The following is a 17,328-nucleotide window of genomic DNA, read 5'->3' as shown; positions in this document are numbered from 1 at the left end:
AAATATTGGTATAAATCAGATTTTGTCACAAAAACTGAAAAACATATTGACACCACCTCTCTACTCGGATAGAAATTCACCCCATTTGTCATGAATCGCGATAACTTTCATTTTATTGTTCAAGCAGTTACTCATTTTATTTTCAAAGTTTCTTTTAGAATTCAACTTTTTACAAACTTTCCAGATAATACCACAAGCATTAAAACATCTTTTATCCTAAAAAGGCCGTCTGAACCCCAATCAGGTTTCAGACGGCCTTTTTGAATCATGTTAATAAATGGCCATACAAAAGACACCGGCAGGCTTACTTGTTTATAGAGATTTTCATATTCCGACTACGATTTAATCCAATGCCATTAGCCTTTTGCCAAGGTTTCAGCTTCAGCCCACAATCCTCGCTTCTGCTCCACCGTCAATTTCTTAATGCCGATTTCCCGTTTCAGCGCCTCACTTTTAGTCAGGCCGTCTGAAACGATGCGCATCTCGACAGGCTTGTTCAAACGCGTGTATTTCGCGCCTTTTCCTGACAAATGCGCGGCAAAACGCTCTTGCGGACGGTTGCTGATGCCGCAATAAAACGCGCCGTTTTCGCACAAAATCAGGTAAACGCTCCAATTTTCCGCGTTCATAAATCCCCTTCCTTGGCAAAACTCTCGGTAAAAATGCGCACGGCGGCTTCGGTTTTGGCAGACTGCACACGATAAGGCGTTACCAAATAAAGGCTGACCGGCGGCAATGTCCATTCAGGCAAAACCGCTTTCAGACGGCCTTGTGCAATTTTCTCCCTCACTTCGCCGCCCACTTGCAAAGACAAACCGAAACCACTTTCGGTCAGGCTGCACACGGCGGCAAGATGCGTGCAGGCAATGCTGTCGGCAACGTCGAGGAAATAGCTTTCTTCACCATTTTGCAAGGTGGTGCGGACAGGTAAAAAATGCAGCCAGCGGTGGGTATGAAGCTGAGAGGGATGGGTAATGGGCGGATGGCGGTCGAGATAATCGGGCGCGGCGCAAATGGTGTACGGCCAGGTAACGAGATAGCGCGCGACCAGATTGGGATCGTCCAAAGCACGGTCGCCGCCGCGTATGGCGATGTCGGTCTGATTGTGTTGCAGGTCGTCCAAAGTATCGCTGAAATTAAGGATAGGACGGATTTTTGGGAACTCGGTTTGCAATCGCGAAAAGGCCGTCTGAAAAGCGCGGGATTCGATGACCGTAGAAGTCAGGGAAATCCGCAATTCGCCGACGGGTTCGGTTTTCAGATTGTCGATAACGGTGCGCGTATCGGACAAGGTAGCGGCGAGGCGGCGACAGTATTCGCCCAATGCTCGGCCAGCATCGGTGGGCGAAAGGCTGCGCGTGCTGCGGTTTAACAGCTTGATACCGTGCAGGGTTTCGAGGCGGTTGATGTGCTGGCTGACCGCCGACGGCGTCATGCCTAGCGCGGCAGCGGCGGCGTTCATGCTGCCGTGTTCGAGGACGGCGGCGAAAACGAGCAGGGGTTTGATGTCTTACATTTCGACTGATTATGTAGTTCAACTTCACAATCATAACAGCAAAACAGGGATTATCAAGCGTTTCAGACGGCCTTACAATGCACTCATCTAATCAATCACATCCCCACAAGGAGTCAAATATGAAAATCGCAGTCATCGGTGCAACAGGTTATGTCGGCAACGCAGTCGTGCAAGAACTGGCAGGCCGCGGTCATGAAGTAACCGCTTTCGCCCGCAATACAGACAAAGTGTTCCAAGCGCAAAATGTTGCCGCCGTCTCCGCAGATGTCAACGCGGCGAATTTTGCCGACAAACTGGTCGGTTTTGATGCCGTAGTCAGTGCCTTCAACCCGGGCTGGACCAATCCCAACATCGGTGCGGATTTCACGCGCGGCGCAAACAGCATCGTCGAAGCGGCAAAAGCGGCGCAAGTGCCGTATCTCTTGATTGTCGGCGGCGCGGGCAGCCTGTATGTCGCGCCCGGTTTGCAAGTTATCGATACGCCCGACTTCCCGAAAGAAATTTTCGACGGCGCCAATGCCGCACGCCATCTCTTGGCAGAACTCCTGCCGCGCCGCGACGTGAACTGGTCTTTCGTTTCCCCTCCGGCACGACTGGGCGCGGACGGCGGGTTCAGCGAAGATAAAACCGGCAAATACCGCTTGGGCAAAGACGATTTGCTGATGGACGGTGAAATTCCGGCAGGCATCAGCGTGGCCGATTTAGCAGTCGCCATTGCCGATGATGTGGAAAACAAAGCGCATTTGTTTGAACGCTTTACCGTCGCCGCTGTTTAATCGTCTCAATTTAAAGGCCGTCTGAAACCCAAAGTTTCAGACGGCCTTTTCATATTCTAATCGATAGAAATAAATATTTTATTACAATTTTGCTATAGCAAACATAACTAACTTTCGATATTTCAAGACTTCCAACCTCGTCAGTCCCACCTGCGCAAAAATGACGGCAATAGGTAAGTTGCGTATCGAAAATAAAGTAATTTGGCTATATCAAACCAAAACCACCGTTTCCACTCGCCTCAAACGACAGGCGGTTTTAATTCAATTTGATTTTCGAGCCCCCACCAATTTCGTTATCTATAAAATCATTGAATTGTTGACGGAACTCCATTGGTCGGGCGATATAAGGAATCGGAGCATGACTGCCGCCCGTCCCCCTGATCACTATGGAGCCATAATTGAAAATCCTGCCCCAAAAACCTTGGATTACAGAAAGACTTTCAGCACGATCGATATTTAATTCAATTGTTTGCCGACGGATGAAGCCAGCTTTGGCGATCAGTCTTTTATTGGTCAATGCAAGCTCCGTTGTCATGACATTCAGCACAGCCACAATAATAAACAATATGCCAATTATTCCAATAATTGGAATCTCTCTTATCAACAGCGCAAACAATGCACCAAATACCAATCGTCCGAATTGGGACAGCCACGATACTTGCGCTTTATAAACAATACGTTCATTCTGCCCTAAAGAGCTTTCAATATAACTTGCCATTTGACGTTCTCCACATTAGGTATTTTCCAAAAATACGGATTATAATCCGTGGATAAATAAGCGTCAAAATTGGATATTTTGAGATTTGTGAAGACAAATCTCATGAGTAAAATCAGTGTATTGATAGGTATAAAAATCCGAGAAATCCGCAAACAGTCCAATATCAACCAAGAAAGCTTAGCCTTACTTGCCGATATAGACAGAAGCTATATGGGTAGAATAGAAAGGGGGGAGGTCAACATAACGGTTGATAAACTATATCAATTGTCTTCTGCTTTAAACTGTTCCGTACACGACTTACTGCCGGATGATTTGGAAATTAAAAATACTTGAACCGTTCAAGTAGTACGCCCACATTACCAATCTGCTAAAAAGGTCGTCTGACACCCCAAAACCCAAAGTTTCAGACGGCCTTTTGCTATAATACGCCCATTAAATTTACCTATACGCGAGTTCCCATGTCCGCAACCCAACCCACCATCGCCGCCATCGCCACCGCACCCGGACGCGGCGGCGTCGGCGTGATCCGCCTTTCCGGCAAAAACCTGCTGCCTTTGGCGCAAACCCTCAGCGGCGGCAAAACGCCCAAACCGCGCACCGCGCTTTACACCGACTTTCTCGGCGGCGACGGGCAGCCGATAGACAACGGCATCCTGCTCTACTTCGCCGCCCCCGCCAGCTTCACCGGCGAAGATGTGATTGAGTTGCAGGGGCACGGCGGCCCCGTGGTGATGGACATGCTGCTTTCGCGCTGCCTCGAACTGGGCGCACGCATGGCCGAGCCGGGCGAATTTACCAAACGCGCCTTCCTCAACAACAAACTCGACCTTGCCCAAGCCGAAAGCGTCGCCGACCTTATCGACGCCTCCAGTAAGTCCGCCGCACGCATGGCGTTGCGTTCGCTCAAAGGCGCGTTTTCCCAACACATACACGAGCTGGTGGACGACCTTATTACCTTGCGGATGTTGGTCGAAGCTACGCTGGACTTCCCCGAAGAAGACATTGATTTTCTCGAAGCCGCCGACGCGCGCGGCAAGCTCCAAGCCCTGCAAGGCCGTCTGAAAACCGTGCTCGCCAGCGCGGAACAAGGCGCGATTTTGCGCGAAGGCATGAACGTCGTCCTCGTCGGCGCGCCCAACGTCGGCAAATCCAGCCTGCTCAACGCCCTGGCTGGCGACGACATCGCCATCGTAACCGACATCGCCGGCACCACCCGCGATACCGTGCGCGAACAAATTACCCTCGACGGCGTACCCGTCCACATCATCGACACCGCCGGCCTGCGCGAAACCGACGACGTGGTCGAACAAATCGGCATCGAACGCAGCCGCAAAGCCGTCTCCGAGGCCGATGTCGCCCTGATTCTGATTGACCCGCGCGAAGGCGTGAACGCCAAAACCCAAGCCATTTTGAACAGCCTGCCCGAAGGTTTGAAAAAAATCGAAATCCACAACAAAGCCGACCTGACCGGCGAACCCGTTGCCGTCCGTTCAGACGGCCTCGCGCAAACCAGTGCGGACACCGTCATCAGCCTGTCCGCCAAAACCGGCGCGGGTCTCGACTTGCTCAAACACGCGCTGTTGCAGGAAGTCGGCTGGCAGGGCGAAAGCGAAAGCCTGTTCCTCGCCCGCAGCCGTCACCTCAATGCCTTGCACGAAGCCGAAGCCGAGCTGGAAAATGCCGCCCTCTGCAACAACAACCAAATCGAGCTTTTCGCCGAACACCTGCGCCTCGCCCAAAACGCCTGCAGCGAAATCACCGGCGAATTTACCGCCGACGATTTGCTGGGCGTGATTTTCTCGCGCTTCTGCATCGGCAAATAAAACGGTTTACCATCAAATACAAAGGCCGTCTGAATGTTCAGACGGCCTTTTTTATCACCAAAACAAGCTTAATTTCACTTGCGTTTATTTATTGGCAGCTTCTGCCATATTTTTTGCGATATTGGTCGCACCAACTGTCAAACCGGACATGCCGATCAGAGAAGCCGCGGCCAATTTGATTAATGTTTTCATTCTGACTCTTTTCTGTGTATTAATTTGAGGAAGCGTTGTGTGTTTTTATTTGTCGGCATCAGCCATATTGTGGGCAATATTGGTTGCACCGGCGGTCAGGCCGGACATGCCGATTAAAGAGGCTGCAGCCAGTTTGATTAAAGTTTTCATTGTTTGTCTCACTTTCTTGTCTGTCGGCCGAAAAACGGCCTAAGTTGCGTTTTCTAAGGTATTGTAATTGATTCGTTTATAATTGAATTATTTGTGTATGGCCGTTTCAATATTACGGGAGATGCCGATGGCAGAAGCCGATATTCCGGACATACCGATTAAAGAAGCGGCAGCAAGCGTTATTAAATTTCCCATTTTAAGTAGTCCTTTTTCATAGAAACAAAATGTTATTTAACAACATACACATTTTTTCATCGGCATCTGCGCTACCGACAGGGCGAATCATACCGTTTTAAATGTAAACTAATACAGTTTAATCGTAAATATATAGCGCAAAAATCAAACATACTAATATTTTTTGTTAATTTTCATTATTTTTTGAAAATGACACCGATGTCTTACCAGATGACACCGATGTCTTGATTACATACGCACTACAAACGTGTTTCATTCCTCCCATAAAATCCCACTTTTTTTGTTGCAAAATTGCACTCTAAATAAAATAAATTTTAAAATTCAATATCTTATAAATTTATATTTTTTACAACAAAAATATTTAATTAGTCAAAACCAATACCTTTGATAGCTTCTTTTAAAGAAAACACACGTTTCTAGCGTATATCCGACCATAAAATGCGCTGCAAATATATGATATAGTGAAACATTCCGCATATTGACTATTTCCAGCATGAACACCACCCTAATCCTGACCGGCGCGGCCGCATTTTTTATCGGCGCGCTGTTTGCTTGGCTGATAACACGCTACCAAGCCCAAAGCCGACACTTTATTGTTTTGCAAGAGTTGGCCGAAAGCCGCCGCCTGCATGAGTTTGCCGAACAGGTACAGGCTCAAACTGCGGCGGACTTGGCGCAAAGCCGCCATACCGTGCAGGAATTGCAAGACGAATTGCAGGAGACGGGCAACCGCTTTGCCGCGGCCGAAAAACAGATTGCCTATCTGCAAGATTGCGAGGCCGAAGCCGAAGCTTTAAAACACGAATGTGCAAAATGGCAGCAAAGCACGCAAAACCTGCAAATCAACAACGAACGCCTAAACACGCAGCTGGTTCAAGAGCAGGCCTTGAGTGCGGATAAAAATACGCTTTTGCAACAACAGGAAGCGGAAAAAGGCCGTCTGAAACAAGACTACGACACGCTGTTAGAGCAAAACCATGCGCTGCAAGTCCAAAATGAACGCCTCTCCACACAACTGACCCAAGAAAAAGCCAATATCGACGACAAAAACAACCTTTTACAGCAACAGGAAGCTGAAAAAGGCCGTCTGAAACAAGAATACGCCGCCCTTTTGGAGCAAAACCACGCGCTTCAAGTCCAAAACGAGCGCCTCAACACCCAATCGGAAAAAGACCGTCAGGCTGCCGAAGAAAAGCTGGCACTGCTGGCTGATGCGCGTAAAAACCTGAGCGACCAGTTCCAAAACCTCGCCAACACTATTTTAGAAGAGAAAAGCCGCCGCTTTACCGAACAAAACCACGACCATCTCCAACAACTGCTCAATCCGCTCAACGAACGCATACACGGCTTCAGCGAGCTGGTTCAGCAGACTTATGAAAAAGAAGCCAAAGAGCGCCTAACCATCGAAAATGAGCTCAAACGCCTGCAAACCCTCAACACCCAGCTCCACCACGATGCCAAAGCGCTGACCACTGCGCTGACCGGCACGCAAAACAAAACCCAAGGCAACTGGGGCGAAATGATTTTGGAAAGCGTATTGGAAAACTCCGGCCTGCAAAAAGGCCGTGAATACATCGTCCAAGCTTCCAGCGTCCGCCACGAAGCAGACGGCACCCAGCGCCGCCTCCAGCCCGACGTCCTCATCAATCTGCCCGACAACAAACAAATCGTCATCGACTCCAAAGTATCGCTGACCGCCTATGTCCGCTATACGCAAAGCACCGGCGCAGAAGCAGAACGCGAGCTTGCCAACCACGTCGCTAGCATCCGCGCCCACATCAAAAGCTTGGCAGCAAAAGATTACACCGACCTTGAAGGCGTCAAAACACTGGACTTCGTCTTTATGTTCGTCCCTGTCGAACCGGCCTACCTCCTCGCCCTGCAACACGATCCGAACCTCTTCCAAGAATGTTTCGACAAACGCATCATGCTGACCGGCCCCAGCACCCTGCTCGCCACCCTGCGCACCGTTGCCAACATCTGGCGCAACGAGCAGCAAAACCAAAACGCGCTGGCCATTGCCGAAGCAGGCAGCAAACTCTATGACAAATTTGTCGGCTTTGTCGAAAGCATGGACGGCATCAATAAAGCGCTTGGTCAGGCACAATCCCAGTTTCAGACGGCCTACAGCCGTTTGGTTTCCGGCAGGGGCAACCTCATCAGCAGCACTGAAAAACTGCGCAAATTGGGCATCAAAGCCGGCAAACAACTGCAACGGGATTTAGTAGAAAAGGCCGTGTCGGAAACCGAAGATCACGCCGCTTTACCCACGACGCAAAATCAAGAAAATAACTGACCAACTCCAAGACATTGTAAAAAAGGGAATTTAACCAATGAGCAACATCACCATCGTCCTTGCCGCCGATACCGGCTACGCCGAGCAGGTTCATACCCTGATGAAGTCCGTCTGTACGCACAATACAGGTGTCAATTTCTACCTTATGCACAACACTTTCAGGAAAGAATGGATCAACTATACCAACCAAAAACTCGCCGCCAGCGGCAGCCGTCTGAATGATGTCAAAATCGAAATGGACTTCAGCCAATATCGCCGCCTGTCCCATATTTCGGATGCCGCATTTTTCCGCCTGATGATGCAGCACCTGCCCGTCGACCGCACCCTTTATCTCGACAGCGATATGGTGGTTACCCAATCCCTGCACGATTTGTTCAACCTCGATATGCGCGGCTATCCCGTCGCCGCCGTACAAGATTCCTTTCTTGCCCGTACCGAATGGAGTCACCCGACCGGCCTGCACACCACGCCCTATTTCAATTCCGGTATGTTGTTGGTCGACCTGGCGCAATGGCGGGAACACAATATCGCAGCGCAACTGCTGCAAACCGCCGCCACCATTGATAAAACCGTCCCCTACGGCGACCAATGCTTTCTAAACACCGTATTTCAAGAAAACTGGCTGCAACTAGAAGAATCTTGGAACTTCCAAACCGGCGCAGTCGAATACTTCCAAAAACGAAACCTCAGCGAAGTATTCCCCAAACCCGACACCGTTCCGCCCGTTATCCACTACACCACACGCGCCAAACCGTGGTTGTGCGATTACGGCAAGATTCCTTTTGAAGAAATCTATTGGCAATACTATTGCGCCGACTGGCCGGAAGCGTAATTTCAGGCAGGGAATACCGTTCCCTTGCCTCAATTGACCTTAAAACAACCCATCGTCAAAAACAAAAGGCCATCTGAAATCGTTTCAGACGGCCTTTAAGCCATAAAAAAACAGGCAGAACATTCTGCCTGTTTTGTGTTCACACCCGACCGTAAAGCAGGCTTTGCCCTACCCTCAGTCGGCATCATCGTTATCCGATTAGATACCGCGCAACAATTCGTTCACGCTGGTTTTCGCACGGGTTTGCGCATCCACGCGTTTGACGATAACCGCGCAGTAGAGGCTGTGGCTGCCGTCTTTGGAAGGCATGCTGCCGGATACGACAACCGAACCTGCCGGTACGCGGCCTTGATAGATTTCGCCGGTAGTACGGTCAAAGATTTTGGTGGATTGACCGATGAACACGCCCATAGAAATCACGCTGCCTTCTTCGACAATCACGCCTTCAACGATTTCAGAACGCGCGCCGATGAAGCAGTTGTCTTCAATAATGGTCGGACTGGCTTGCAGAGGCTCGAGTACGCCGCCGATGCCGACACCGCCGCTCAAGTGCACGTTTTTACCGATTTGCGCGCAAGAGCCGACAGTCGCCCAAGTATCGACCATCGCACCTTCGTCAACGTATGCGCCGATGTTGACATAAGAAGGCATCAACACGACATTTTTCGCCACAAAGCTGCCGCGGCGGGCAACGGCACCCGGAACTGCGCGGAAGCCTGCGCTGCGGAATTCGTCTTCCGACCAATCGGCAAATTTAGTCGGCACTTTGTCGAAATATTTGTTCACACCGTCGTTGAGGATTTCATTGTCCTGAATGCGGAAAGACAGCAATACGGCTTTTTTCGCCCATTCGTTGACTTTCCATTCGCCCACGCCCAAACGCTCGGCAACGCGCAGTTTGCCGGAGTCGAGTTGATGAATGGTTTCCAAAACCGCTTCACGCACTTCTGGGGTAACGGTATTCGGATTGATTTCGGCACGGTTTTCAAAAGCCGTTTCAATGATGTTTTGCAAAGACATGTTGATTCCTTCAAGAGATCAGGGCCGTCTGAAATCTATTCAGACCACCCTATTACAAATATTTAACTCGTTATTTTGCCATGTAAAAGCGATTTCGTCAGCTATTAACATGATTAGCGCCAAACGTTACACGGCCGGATTTCGGTTAAACCAAGATTTTCAGACGGCCTATTCAAGTGAATTGAATCGCATTAATTTTCTAACTAATTTTCCAGCTACGATATACAGATTATCGCTTCTGCCGACACGCCGTGCCGATAAATCAATCTTCGCCGCCAATCTTTTACAGAAGATTTTCAGCCACCACGCCGCATTCGATATTCCGCCTTAACGGTTTCGCGTTCCAACCCTTCAAGGCCGTCTGAAAGTCGGCAAAATCCATCAACTGTGAACCGAAACGGCGCATATGTTCGGTATCCTGCTGACAGTCTATCAGCGCAACGCCCAAATCCGCCAAAAACGGTACGGCGCGGGCAAACGCAATCTTGGACGCATCGGGACGCAAGGCAAACATCGACTCACCATAAAACACGCAGCCAATTTGCACGCCGTAAAACCCGCCTACCAACTGCATTTCACCTTGCTCATCCGGCAGCCAGCATTCAAACGAATGCGCATGCCCCTGATGGTGTAGCTTCAAATAGGCCGTCTGAAACGCAGGTTCTATCCACGTTCCGTCCTGTTCCGGACGCGGCACATTGGCGCAATGGGCAATCACTTTTTCAAAACAGCGGTTGACCGTTACCCGATACGGCTTGTGACGCAAAGTTTTGGCGAGCGAACGGCCTATATGCAGGCTTTCCGGCACAATCACGGCTCGCGGCGCAACCGCATACCAGAAAAACCAACCGTCGCGGCTAAACCACGGAAAAATCCCCTGCCTATACGCCGACAACAGCCGCCCCGTATCCAAATCGCCGCTGACACCGACCAAGCCGTCGCATTCTGTCAAAGCATAAGACGGGTCGGGGAAACGATAATCCCGTGGCGCAAGAAAAGGAATCTTCATCGCAAAGCCCATAAAGTTTCAGACGGCCTCAAGCTGAAAATGCCCAAGGCCGTCTGAAAAATCAACATACAAACTGCTTAACGTTTGGTTTTGGTTTGGCAATCGCCGCATACGCCGTACATATACAGCGCGTGGTCGACAATGCGGTAGCCGTTTTCTTCGGCGATTTTGTCTTGCAGCGCTTCGATTTCCGGATTGTGGAATTCAGTTACTTCGCCGCATTTCACGCAGACGATGTGGTCGTGGTGGTCGCCTTTGTCCAATTCGTAAACCGCTTTGCCGGTTTCAAAATGGTGGCGTTGCAAAATGCCGGCCTGTTCAAACTGGGTCAGCACACGGTAAATCGTCGCCACGCCGATTTCCACGCCCTCTTCCAACAGGATACGGTACACATCTTCCGCACTCAAATGCTCCTCGGCATGAGTTTCAAACAAGTCCAAAATTTTCAAACGCGGACCCGTAACTTTCAAACCACTGTCTTTCAATTGCGCAATGTTGCTGAATTTTTCCATAATATTCAATATCCCTGTAAGGTAATAACCGTTATAATACGCACTTTCCGCCCGTTTGCCCACTATTGGGCCGTTAAAGGGCGGCAATCTGCCGCCGGTCTTGCAATTGAAAATCGGCGAAAAGAAAAATTAAGAAGATGATTATCGTTTGCTTTTTAAAAATATTCAAGCGATGATAAACATCTTTCCCGAAATGACACAGAAAGGTAAGCCCGTGAATAAAGCCTTATGCCTTGCCATCGCCGCTATTTTAGGTCTGGCCTCATGCAGTGCCGAGCGCGTATCCAACTTTCCATCCTACAAACTCAAAATCATTCAAGGTAACGAGCTCAACCCCCGCGCCGTGGTTTCCCTGCGCCAAGGTATGACCCGCGACCAAGTCCAACTGCTGCTCGGTACGCCGCTCCTACGCGACGCCTTCCATGCCGACCGCTGGGATTACACTTTCAACACCAGCCGCAACGGCATCATCAAAGAACAAAGCAACCTGACCCTGTACTTTGAAAACGACGTCCTCGCACGCGCCGAAGGCGATGCCATTCAGAAATCCATCGAAGCAGTTCAAGCCGGACAAAACGTCGTTCCGACCACCGAAACCAAGCCGCAATAAGGAAGCCCCATGAGCGCATTGAAAATCGCCATCGCCGGCGTAAACGGCCGCATGGGCCGCGTTTTGGTTGAAGCAGTCAACAACCATCCCGACACCGTCCTCTCCGGCGCACTCGAGCATTCCGGTTCGGAAGTATTGGGTTTGGATGCAGGCTTCGCCTCCGGCCTCAAAACCGGCGTCGCCATTTCAGACGACGTGGATGCCGTACTGGCTCAAAGCGATGTCCTCATCGACTTTACCCGCCCCGAGCCAACCCTGAAACACCTGCAAAAATGCGTGGAAAAAGGCGTCAACATCATCATCGGCACCACCGGTTTTGACGACGCAGGCAAAGCCGCCATCCAAGCCGCAGGTGAAAAAATAGGCGTTGTCTTCGCCGCCAACTTCAGCGTCGGCGTCAACCTGACCTTCCACATCCTCGACACTGTTGCCCGCGTGTTAAACGAAGGCTACGACATCGAAATCATCGAAGGCCACCACCGCCACAAAGTCGATGCCCCAAGCGGCACCGCGTTGCGCATGGGTGAAGTCATTGCCGACGCACTCGGCCGCGACCTCAAAGAATGCGCCGTTTACGGCCGCGAAGGCCACACCGGCCCGCGCGATCCGTCCACCATCGGTTTTGCCACCGTCCGCGCAGGCGACATCGTCGGCGACCACACCGCCCTCTTCGCCACCGACGGCGAGCGCGTGGAAATCACCCACAAAGCCAGCAGCCGCATGACCTTTGCCGCCGGTGCCGTACGCGCCGCAGTTTGGGCAAACGGCAAAAAAGGCCTGTACGATATGCAAGACGTACTGGGTTTGAAAAACAGATAAACCCGCATCATCAGGTTTCATCCCTGACAAGGCCGTCTGAAAGCACAACGTCGATTTTCAGACGGCCTTCTTAAAAAGAAAGCCCCATCATGTCCTATCAACAAATCACCATCAACGTCAACGATGCCGTCGCCGAACGCCTTTCCGACGCGCTGATGGAGCACGGCGCATTGTCCGCTGCCATTGAAGATGCCTACGCCGGTACAGAAAACGAGCAGGCCATTTTCGGCGAGCCGGGCATGCCGACCGAACAAATCTGGCAACAAAGCAAAGTCATCGCCCTTTTCGGCGAAAGCGACGACGCTGCTTCCATTATCGAAGCCGCCGCGCAGGAATGCGGTTTGAACGATTTGAAATACACCGGCGAAATCCTTGAAGATCAAGACTGGGTACGCCTGACCCAAGCGCAATTCGACCCGATTCAAATTTCCGACCGCCTGTGGATTACCCCGTCTTGGCACGAAGCGCCCAACGGCAACGCCGTCAACCTGCAACTCGACCCGGGTCTTGCCTTCGGCACAGGCAGCCATCCGACCACCCGCCTCTGCCTCAAATGGCTGGACACGCAGCTCAAAGGCGGCGAAAGCGTATTGGACTACGGCTGCGGCTCCGGCATTTTGGCCATTGCCGCCCTCAAGCTCGGTGCAGGCTCCGCCATCGGCGTAGACATTGACGAACAAGCCATCCGCGCCAGCAAAGACAATGCCGCGCAAAACAACGTCGACGCGCAGTTCTACCTGCCGGACGGCCTGCCGCAAGGCCAATTTGATGTCGTTGTCGCCAACATTCTGGCCAATCCCCTGCGTATGCTCGGCGAAATGCTTGCCGAGCGTACCAAACAAGGCGGCCGCATTGTTTTATCCGGCCTTTTGGACGAACAAGTCGAAGAACTCAGCGGCATTTACAGCCAATGGTTCGACATCGAGCCTGCCGAAATCGAAGAAGGCTGGGCGCGATTGAGCGGCGTCAAACGCTAAAGCTGTTTTCCGATACAAAGGCCGTCTGAAATTTAAGCTTTCAGACGGCCTTTTTGCACTTAAAACGCTGAATATTCCAGCAAAATCAGGTATAATTGCCTATTATTTTGACCTTTCGGAACACATCCGCCGCGCCCGTTTGACATTTCATTGCGCGCACGGAAAATTTCCTTGAAATTCAGCAAGAAAAGACCATGACTGACCAAAAACACGAAGAATACGGCGCCGACAGCATACAAGTGCTGGAAGGCTTGGAAGCGGTACGCAAACGCCCCGGTATGTATATCGGCGACACGCAGGACGGCAGCGGCCTGCACCACATGGTGTTCGAGGTGCTCGACAACGCCATTGACGAAGCGCTCGCCGGACATTGCGACAAAATCACCGTAACCATCCATGCCGACAATTCCGTCAGCGTGGCCGACAACGGCCGCGGCATGCCGACCGGCATCCACCCGAAAGAAGGCCGCTCCGCCGCCGAAGTCATCATGACCGTCTTGCACGCAGGTGGCAAATTCGACAACAACAGCTACAAAATCTCCGGCGGTCTGCACGGAGTGGGCGTGTCCGTCGTCAACGCACTGTCCGACTGGGTAACACTGACCATCTACCGCGACGGCAAAGAACACTTCGTCCGCTTCGTACGCGGCGAAACCGAAGAGCCGTTGAAGGTTGTCGGCGATTCCGACAAAAAAGGCACGACCGTGCGCTTCCTCGCCAGCGCGGAAACCTTCGGCAACGTCGAATACAGCTTCGACATCCTCGCCAAACGCATCCGCGAACTTTCCTTCCTGAACAACGGCGTAGACATTGAGCTGACCGACGAACGCGACGGCAAACACGAAAGCTTTGCCCTCTCCGGCGGCGTGGCCGGCTTTGTGCAATACATGAACCGCAAAAAAACACCGTTGCACGAAAAAATCTTCTACGCGTTCGGCGAAAAAGACGGCATGAGCGTCGAATGCGCGATGCAATGGAATGACAGCTACCAAGAAAGCGTGCAATGTTTCACCAACAACATTCCGCAACGCGACGGCGGTACGCACTTGACCGCGCTGCGCCAAGTGATGACGCGCACCATCAACAACTATATCGAAGCCAACGAAGTAGCCAAAAAAGCCAAAGTGGAAACCGCCGGCGACGATATGCGTGAAGGTCTGACCTGCGTTTTGTCCGTCAAACTGCCCGACCCGAAATTCTCATCGCAAACCAAAGACAAACTGGTTTCCAGCGAAATAGGCCCTGTCGTCAACGAAGTCATCAACCAAGCACTGACCGACTTCCTTGAAGAAAACCCGACCGAAGCCAAAATCATCACCAGCAAAATCGTCGATGCCGCGCGCGCACGCGAAGCCGCCCGAAAAGCCCGCGAAATTACCCGCCGCAAAGGCGTGATGGACGGTTTGGGCCTGCCGGGCAAACTGGCCGACTGCCAAGAAAAAGACCCTGCCCTGTCCGAACTCTACCTCGTCGAGGGCGACTCCGCAGGCGGTTCCGCCATGCAGGGCCGCGACCGCAAATTCCAAGCGATTTTGCCGCTCAAAGGTAAAATTTTGAACGTTGAAAAAGCACGTTTTGAAAAAATGCTGGCCAGCCAAGAAGTCGCCACGCTGATTACCGCTCTAGGCGCAGGCATCGGCAAAGAAGAATTCAATGCCGAAAAACTGCGCTACCACCGCATCATCATCATGACCGATGCCGACGTGGACGGCGCGCACATCCGCACCCTGCTCCTGACCTTCTTCTACCGCCAAATGCCCGAGCTGGTCGAACGCGGCTACATCTACATTGCCCAGCCGCCTTTGTACAAAGCCAAATATGGCAAACAAGAGCGCTATCTCAAAGACGAATTGGAAAAAGACCAATGGCTGCTCGGTTTGGCCTTGGAAAAAGCCAAAATCGTTTCAGACGGCCGCACCATCGAAGGCGAAGAGCTTGCCAATACCGCCAAACAATTCCTGTTGGCGAAAACCGTCATCGAGCAAGAAAGCCGCATCATTGACGAACTCGTCCTGCACGCCATGCTGCACGCTTCGCCGGTCGACCTCAGTACAGCAGAAAGCGCAGACCGCGCCGTTGCCGAATTGAGCGGCCTCTTGGACGAAAAAGAAGTCGCACTCGAACGTATCGAAGGTCACGAAGGTCACCAGTTCATCAAAATCACACGCAAGTTGCACGGCAATGTGATGGTGAGCTACCTCGAGCCTAAGTTCCTCAACAGCAAAGCCTACCAAACCCTTACCCAAACCGCCGCCGCACTCAAAGGCATGGTCGGCAAAGGAGCGAAGCTTTACAAAGGCGACAACGAATACGATATCGACAGCTTTGAAGGCGCTTTGGACATCTTGATGAGCGTTGCCCAAAAAGGCATGTCCATCCAACGATACAAAGGCTTGGGCGAGATGAACCCGGAACAACTTTGGGAAACCACAATGGATCCTACCGTCCGCCGCCTCCTGAAAGTCCGCATCGAAGACGCCATCGCCGCCGACGAAGTGTTCGTTACCCTGATGGGCGACGAAGTTGAACCGCGCCGCGCCTTCATCGAAAACAACGCCCTGCTGGCGCAAAACATCGACGCCTAAGCATGGAAAGATAAAAGGCCGTCTGAAAAACCACTTTCAGACGGCCTTTTTGTTTTTGTACTTTGTTTCTTACAACTCAAATCCCAACAACTTCACGTGTTTTAATAGAGCGTTCCAACTGATTCGGAGTCGGGACAACCCAAATAACCAGTTTGAAACGCTCCAATCCGCTTAAAATTTATTCCACTTTCCCTAAAATCATCGCATCGCCATAGCTGAAAAAGCGGTATTCCTGTTCCACCGCATGACGGTAAACGCTGCGGATATGTTCCATGCCCGAAAACGCGCTGACGAGCATCAGCAAGGTTGATTTGGGCAGGTGGAAGTTGGTAATCAAGCGGTCGGCAACATTGAAGCGGTAGCCCGGCGTAATGAAAATATCGGTATCGCCGCGACCAGCTTTCAGACGGCCTGTTTCGCGTGCAGCGGATTCCAAGGCGCGCATGGAGGTTGTGCCCACTGCCCACACTTTATTGCCGCGCGCTTTGGCGGCCTCAACGGCGGCAACGGTCTCGGCCGGTACGTCAAACCACTCGCTGTGCATTTTGTGTTCTTCAATTTTATCGACGCGCACAGGTTGGAATGTACCAGCACCGACGTGCAGGGTCACTTCCGCAGTTTCTACGCCTTTGGCTTTCAGACGGCCCAACAATTCATCGGTAAAGTGCAAACCTGCCGTCGGCGCGGCCACTGCGCCTTGATACTTGGCGTACACGGTCTGATAGCGGCTGTCGTCTTCGTCATCGGCTGCGCGTTCGATATAAGGCGGCAAGGGCAGATGGCCGTTTTGCTCTAAAAGTTCGTAAACGGTTTGCTCGCCTTCAAATTTCAGGCAAAACAATTCTTCCGCACGCTCCATCATGACGGCACGGATATCGCCTTCAAAAATCAATTCTGTACCCGGTTTCGGCGATTTGGACGAGCGGATGTGCGCCAATGCGGTATGCGCGTCCAATACCCGCTCAATCAGGGCTTCGATTTTGCCGCCGCTGGCTTTTTGGCCGAACAGGCGTGCCTTCATCACTTTGGTATTGTTAAACACCAGCACATCGCCCGGAGCGACATAATCGGGTAAATCGCCGAAATGTTTGTCTTCAATCGGCAATGTCGGCAAGGCAACCAGAAGCCTGCTGCTGCCGCGCACTTCCGGCGGATTCTGGGCAATCAGTTTTTCGGGCAATTCAAAATCAAAATCGGAAATATCCATTGTCGCGCATACTTTAAAAAAACAGGCGCCATTATACGCGCAAAGTTGGTTTTCAGACGGCATGTTTTGTCGAAAAACCAATAAATTAGAA

General features: G+C 51.5%; 16 protein-coding genes. 9 read left to right on the top strand and 7 right to left on the bottom strand.

Annotation, left to right across the window (positions count from 1 at the left end; genetic code table 11):
* Positions 1 to 356: 356 nt before the first annotated feature.
* Both HMPREF3022_RS05285 and HMPREF3022_RS05280 read right to left on the bottom strand, forming a co-directional pair.
* The gene (locus HMPREF3022_RS05285; protein WP_070765229.1) at positions 357 to 629 is read right to left on the bottom strand and encodes a GIY-YIG nuclease family protein; all 273 of its coding nucleotides are present in this window, start codon (positions 627 to 629) and stop codon (positions 357 to 359) included.
* The gene (locus HMPREF3022_RS05280) at positions 626 to 1,507 is read right to left on the bottom strand and encodes a LysR family transcriptional regulator (protein ID WP_283119045.1); all 882 of its coding nucleotides are present in this window, start codon (positions 1,505 to 1,507) and stop codon (positions 626 to 628) included. Before HMPREF3022_RS05280 ends, HMPREF3022_RS05285 begins: the two co-directional genes overlap by 4 nt.
* 128 nt (positions 1,508 to 1,635) lie before the next feature.
* Between HMPREF3022_RS05280 and HMPREF3022_RS05275 the strand changes: the two genes are divergently transcribed.
* Entirely contained in the window at positions 1,636 to 2,292 is a 657-nt protein-coding gene (locus tag HMPREF3022_RS05275; protein WP_070765228.1) for an NAD(P)-dependent oxidoreductase, read from the top strand.
* Positions 2,293 to 2,548: 256 nt separating this feature from the next.
* Here HMPREF3022_RS05275 and HMPREF3022_RS05270 read toward each other — a convergent pair whose 3' ends face one another.
* Positions 2,549 to 3,010: a PH domain-containing protein gene (locus HMPREF3022_RS05270; RefSeq protein ID WP_070765227.1), complete on the bottom strand. Its 462-nt coding sequence runs from the start codon at positions 3,008 to 3,010 to the stop codon at positions 2,549 to 2,551.
* Positions 3,011 to 3,112: 102 nt separating this feature from the next.
* Between HMPREF3022_RS05270 and HMPREF3022_RS05265 the strand changes: the two genes are divergently transcribed.
* The 4 genes from HMPREF3022_RS05265 to HMPREF3022_RS05250 all read left to right on the top strand — a co-directional run bounded on the left by HMPREF3022_RS05265 (position 3,113) and on the right by HMPREF3022_RS05250 (position 8,498).
* Positions 3,113 to 3,343 (top strand): helix-turn-helix domain-containing protein, encoded by a 231-nt coding sequence (locus HMPREF3022_RS05265; RefSeq protein ID WP_049344313.1) that lies wholly within the window; start codon positions 3,113 to 3,115, stop codon positions 3,341 to 3,343.
* Between the two features lie 125 nt (positions 3,344 to 3,468).
* On the top strand, positions 3,469 to 4,833 hold the full coding sequence (gene mnmE, locus HMPREF3022_RS05260) for a tRNA uridine-5-carboxymethylaminomethyl(34) synthesis GTPase MnmE (protein WP_070765226.1): 1,365 nt from the start codon (positions 3,469 to 3,471) through the stop codon (positions 4,831 to 4,833).
* Positions 4,834 to 5,863: 1,030 nt separating this feature from the next.
* Positions 5,864 to 7,666 carry a DNA recombination protein RmuC gene (gene rmuC, locus HMPREF3022_RS05255; RefSeq protein ID WP_070765225.1) on the top strand — a complete coding sequence of 601 codons (1,803 nt, stop codon included), beginning with the start codon at positions 5,864 to 5,866 and terminating at the stop codon, positions 7,664 to 7,666.
* Positions 7,667 to 7,703: 37 nt separating this feature from the next.
* Positions 7,704 to 8,498 (top strand): glycosyltransferase family 8 protein, encoded by a 795-nt coding sequence (locus HMPREF3022_RS05250; RefSeq protein ID WP_070765224.1) that lies wholly within the window; start codon positions 7,704 to 7,706, stop codon positions 8,496 to 8,498.
* Positions 8,499 to 8,696: 198 nt separating this feature from the next.
* Here HMPREF3022_RS05250 and dapD read toward each other — a convergent pair whose 3' ends face one another.
* The 3 genes from dapD to fur all read right to left on the bottom strand — a co-directional run bounded on the left by dapD (position 8,697) and on the right by fur (position 11,102).
* The gene (gene dapD / locus HMPREF3022_RS05245; protein ID WP_004520923.1) at positions 8,697 to 9,518 is read right to left on the bottom strand and encodes a 2,3,4,5-tetrahydropyridine-2,6-dicarboxylate N-succinyltransferase; all 822 of its coding nucleotides are present in this window, start codon (positions 9,516 to 9,518) and stop codon (positions 8,697 to 8,699) included.
* 283 nt (positions 9,519 to 9,801) lie between these two features.
* Positions 9,802 to 10,527 (bottom strand): leucyl/phenylalanyl-tRNA--protein transferase, encoded by a 726-nt coding sequence (aat, locus tag HMPREF3022_RS05240; protein ID WP_049333681.1) that lies wholly within the window; start codon positions 10,525 to 10,527, stop codon positions 9,802 to 9,804.
* A gap of 77 nt (positions 10,528 to 10,604) precedes the next feature.
* On the bottom strand, positions 10,605 to 11,102 hold the full coding sequence (gene fur / locus HMPREF3022_RS05235) for a ferric iron uptake transcriptional regulator (RefSeq protein ID WP_079453813.1): 498 nt from the start codon (positions 11,100 to 11,102) through the stop codon (positions 10,605 to 10,607).
* Positions 11,103 to 11,253: 151 nt separating this feature from the next.
* On the opposite strand from fur, the gene HMPREF3022_RS05230 reads away from it, so the two are divergent.
* From HMPREF3022_RS05230 to gyrB, 4 genes are all read left to right on the top strand, one after another.
* The gene (locus tag HMPREF3022_RS05230) at positions 11,254 to 11,649 is read left to right on the top strand and encodes an outer membrane protein assembly factor BamE (protein WP_003682810.1); all 396 of its coding nucleotides are present in this window, start codon (positions 11,254 to 11,256) and stop codon (positions 11,647 to 11,649) included.
* Between the two features lie 9 nt (positions 11,650 to 11,658).
* Complete coding sequence (dapB, locus tag HMPREF3022_RS05225) at positions 11,659 to 12,468, top strand: 4-hydroxy-tetrahydrodipicolinate reductase (protein ID WP_036492678.1); 810 nt, start codon at positions 11,659 to 11,661, stop codon at positions 12,466 to 12,468.
* An 89-nt stretch (positions 12,469 to 12,557) separates the two neighbouring features.
* Positions 12,558 to 13,445 carry a 50S ribosomal protein L11 methyltransferase gene (prmA, locus tag HMPREF3022_RS05220; protein WP_070765223.1) on the top strand — a complete coding sequence of 296 codons (888 nt, stop codon included), beginning with the start codon at positions 12,558 to 12,560 and terminating at the stop codon, positions 13,443 to 13,445.
* Between the two features lie 194 nt (positions 13,446 to 13,639).
* Positions 13,640 to 16,030: a DNA topoisomerase (ATP-hydrolyzing) subunit B gene (gyrB, locus tag HMPREF3022_RS05215; RefSeq protein ID WP_049333618.1), complete on the top strand. Its 2,391-nt coding sequence runs from the start codon at positions 13,640 to 13,642 to the stop codon at positions 16,028 to 16,030.
* 178 nt (positions 16,031 to 16,208) lie between these two features.
* Here the strand turns inward: gyrB and queA are convergent, their stop codons facing one another.
* Complete coding sequence (gene queA, locus HMPREF3022_RS05210; RefSeq protein ID WP_049333620.1) at positions 16,209 to 17,237, bottom strand: tRNA preQ1(34) S-adenosylmethionine ribosyltransferase-isomerase QueA; 1,029 nt, start codon at positions 17,235 to 17,237, stop codon at positions 16,209 to 16,211.
* Positions 17,238 to 17,328 lie beyond the last annotated feature (91 nt).

Origin of the sequence: Neisseria sp. HMSC065C04 (assembly GCF_001815375.1) — a bacterium.
In the GTDB taxonomy this organism is placed as follows: Bacteria; Pseudomonadota; Gammaproteobacteria; order Burkholderiales; family Neisseriaceae; genus Neisseria; species Neisseria flavescens_D.
The sequence above is the reverse complement of the archived record's forward strand: the minus strand, read 5'-3'. Positions and strand labels throughout refer to the sequence as shown.

Excerpts from the sequence above, each read along its gene's own strand:
- HMPREF3022_RS05270 (WP_070765227.1), bottom strand. The coding sequence starts at position 3,010 with ATGGCAAGTTATATTGAAAGCTCTTTAGGGCAGAATGAACGTATTGTT.
- queA (WP_049333620.1), bottom strand. The coding sequence starts at position 17,237 with ATGGATATTTCCGATTTTGATTTTGAATTGCCCGAAAAACTGATTGCC.
- aat (WP_049333681.1), bottom strand. The coding sequence starts at position 10,527 with ATGAAGATTCCTTTTCTTGCGCCACGGGATTATCGTTTCCCCGACCCG.
- HMPREF3022_RS05250 (WP_070765224.1), top strand. The coding sequence starts at position 7,704 with ATGAGCAACATCACCATCGTCCTTGCCGCCGATACCGGCTACGCCGAG.
- dapD (WP_004520923.1), bottom strand. The coding sequence starts at position 9,518 with ATGTCTTTGCAAAACATCATTGAAACGGCTTTTGAAAACCGTGCCGAA.
- gyrB (WP_049333618.1), top strand. The coding sequence starts at position 13,640 with ATGACTGACCAAAAACACGAAGAATACGGCGCCGACAGCATACAAGTG.
- rmuC (WP_070765225.1), top strand. The coding sequence starts at position 5,864 with ATGAACACCACCCTAATCCTGACCGGCGCGGCCGCATTTTTTATCGGC.
- HMPREF3022_RS05285 (WP_070765229.1), bottom strand. The coding sequence starts at position 629 with ATGAACGCGGAAAATTGGAGCGTTTACCTGATTTTGTGCGAAAACGGC.
- HMPREF3022_RS05265 (WP_049344313.1), top strand. The coding sequence starts at position 3,113 with ATGAGTAAAATCAGTGTATTGATAGGTATAAAAATCCGAGAAATCCGC.
- HMPREF3022_RS05275 (WP_070765228.1), top strand. The coding sequence starts at position 1,636 with ATGAAAATCGCAGTCATCGGTGCAACAGGTTATGTCGGCAACGCAGTC.
- mnmE (WP_070765226.1), top strand. The coding sequence starts at position 3,469 with ATGTCCGCAACCCAACCCACCATCGCCGCCATCGCCACCGCACCCGGA.
- dapB (WP_036492678.1), top strand. The coding sequence starts at position 11,659 with ATGAGCGCATTGAAAATCGCCATCGCCGGCGTAAACGGCCGCATGGGC.
- prmA (WP_070765223.1), top strand. The coding sequence starts at position 12,558 with ATGTCCTATCAACAAATCACCATCAACGTCAACGATGCCGTCGCCGAA.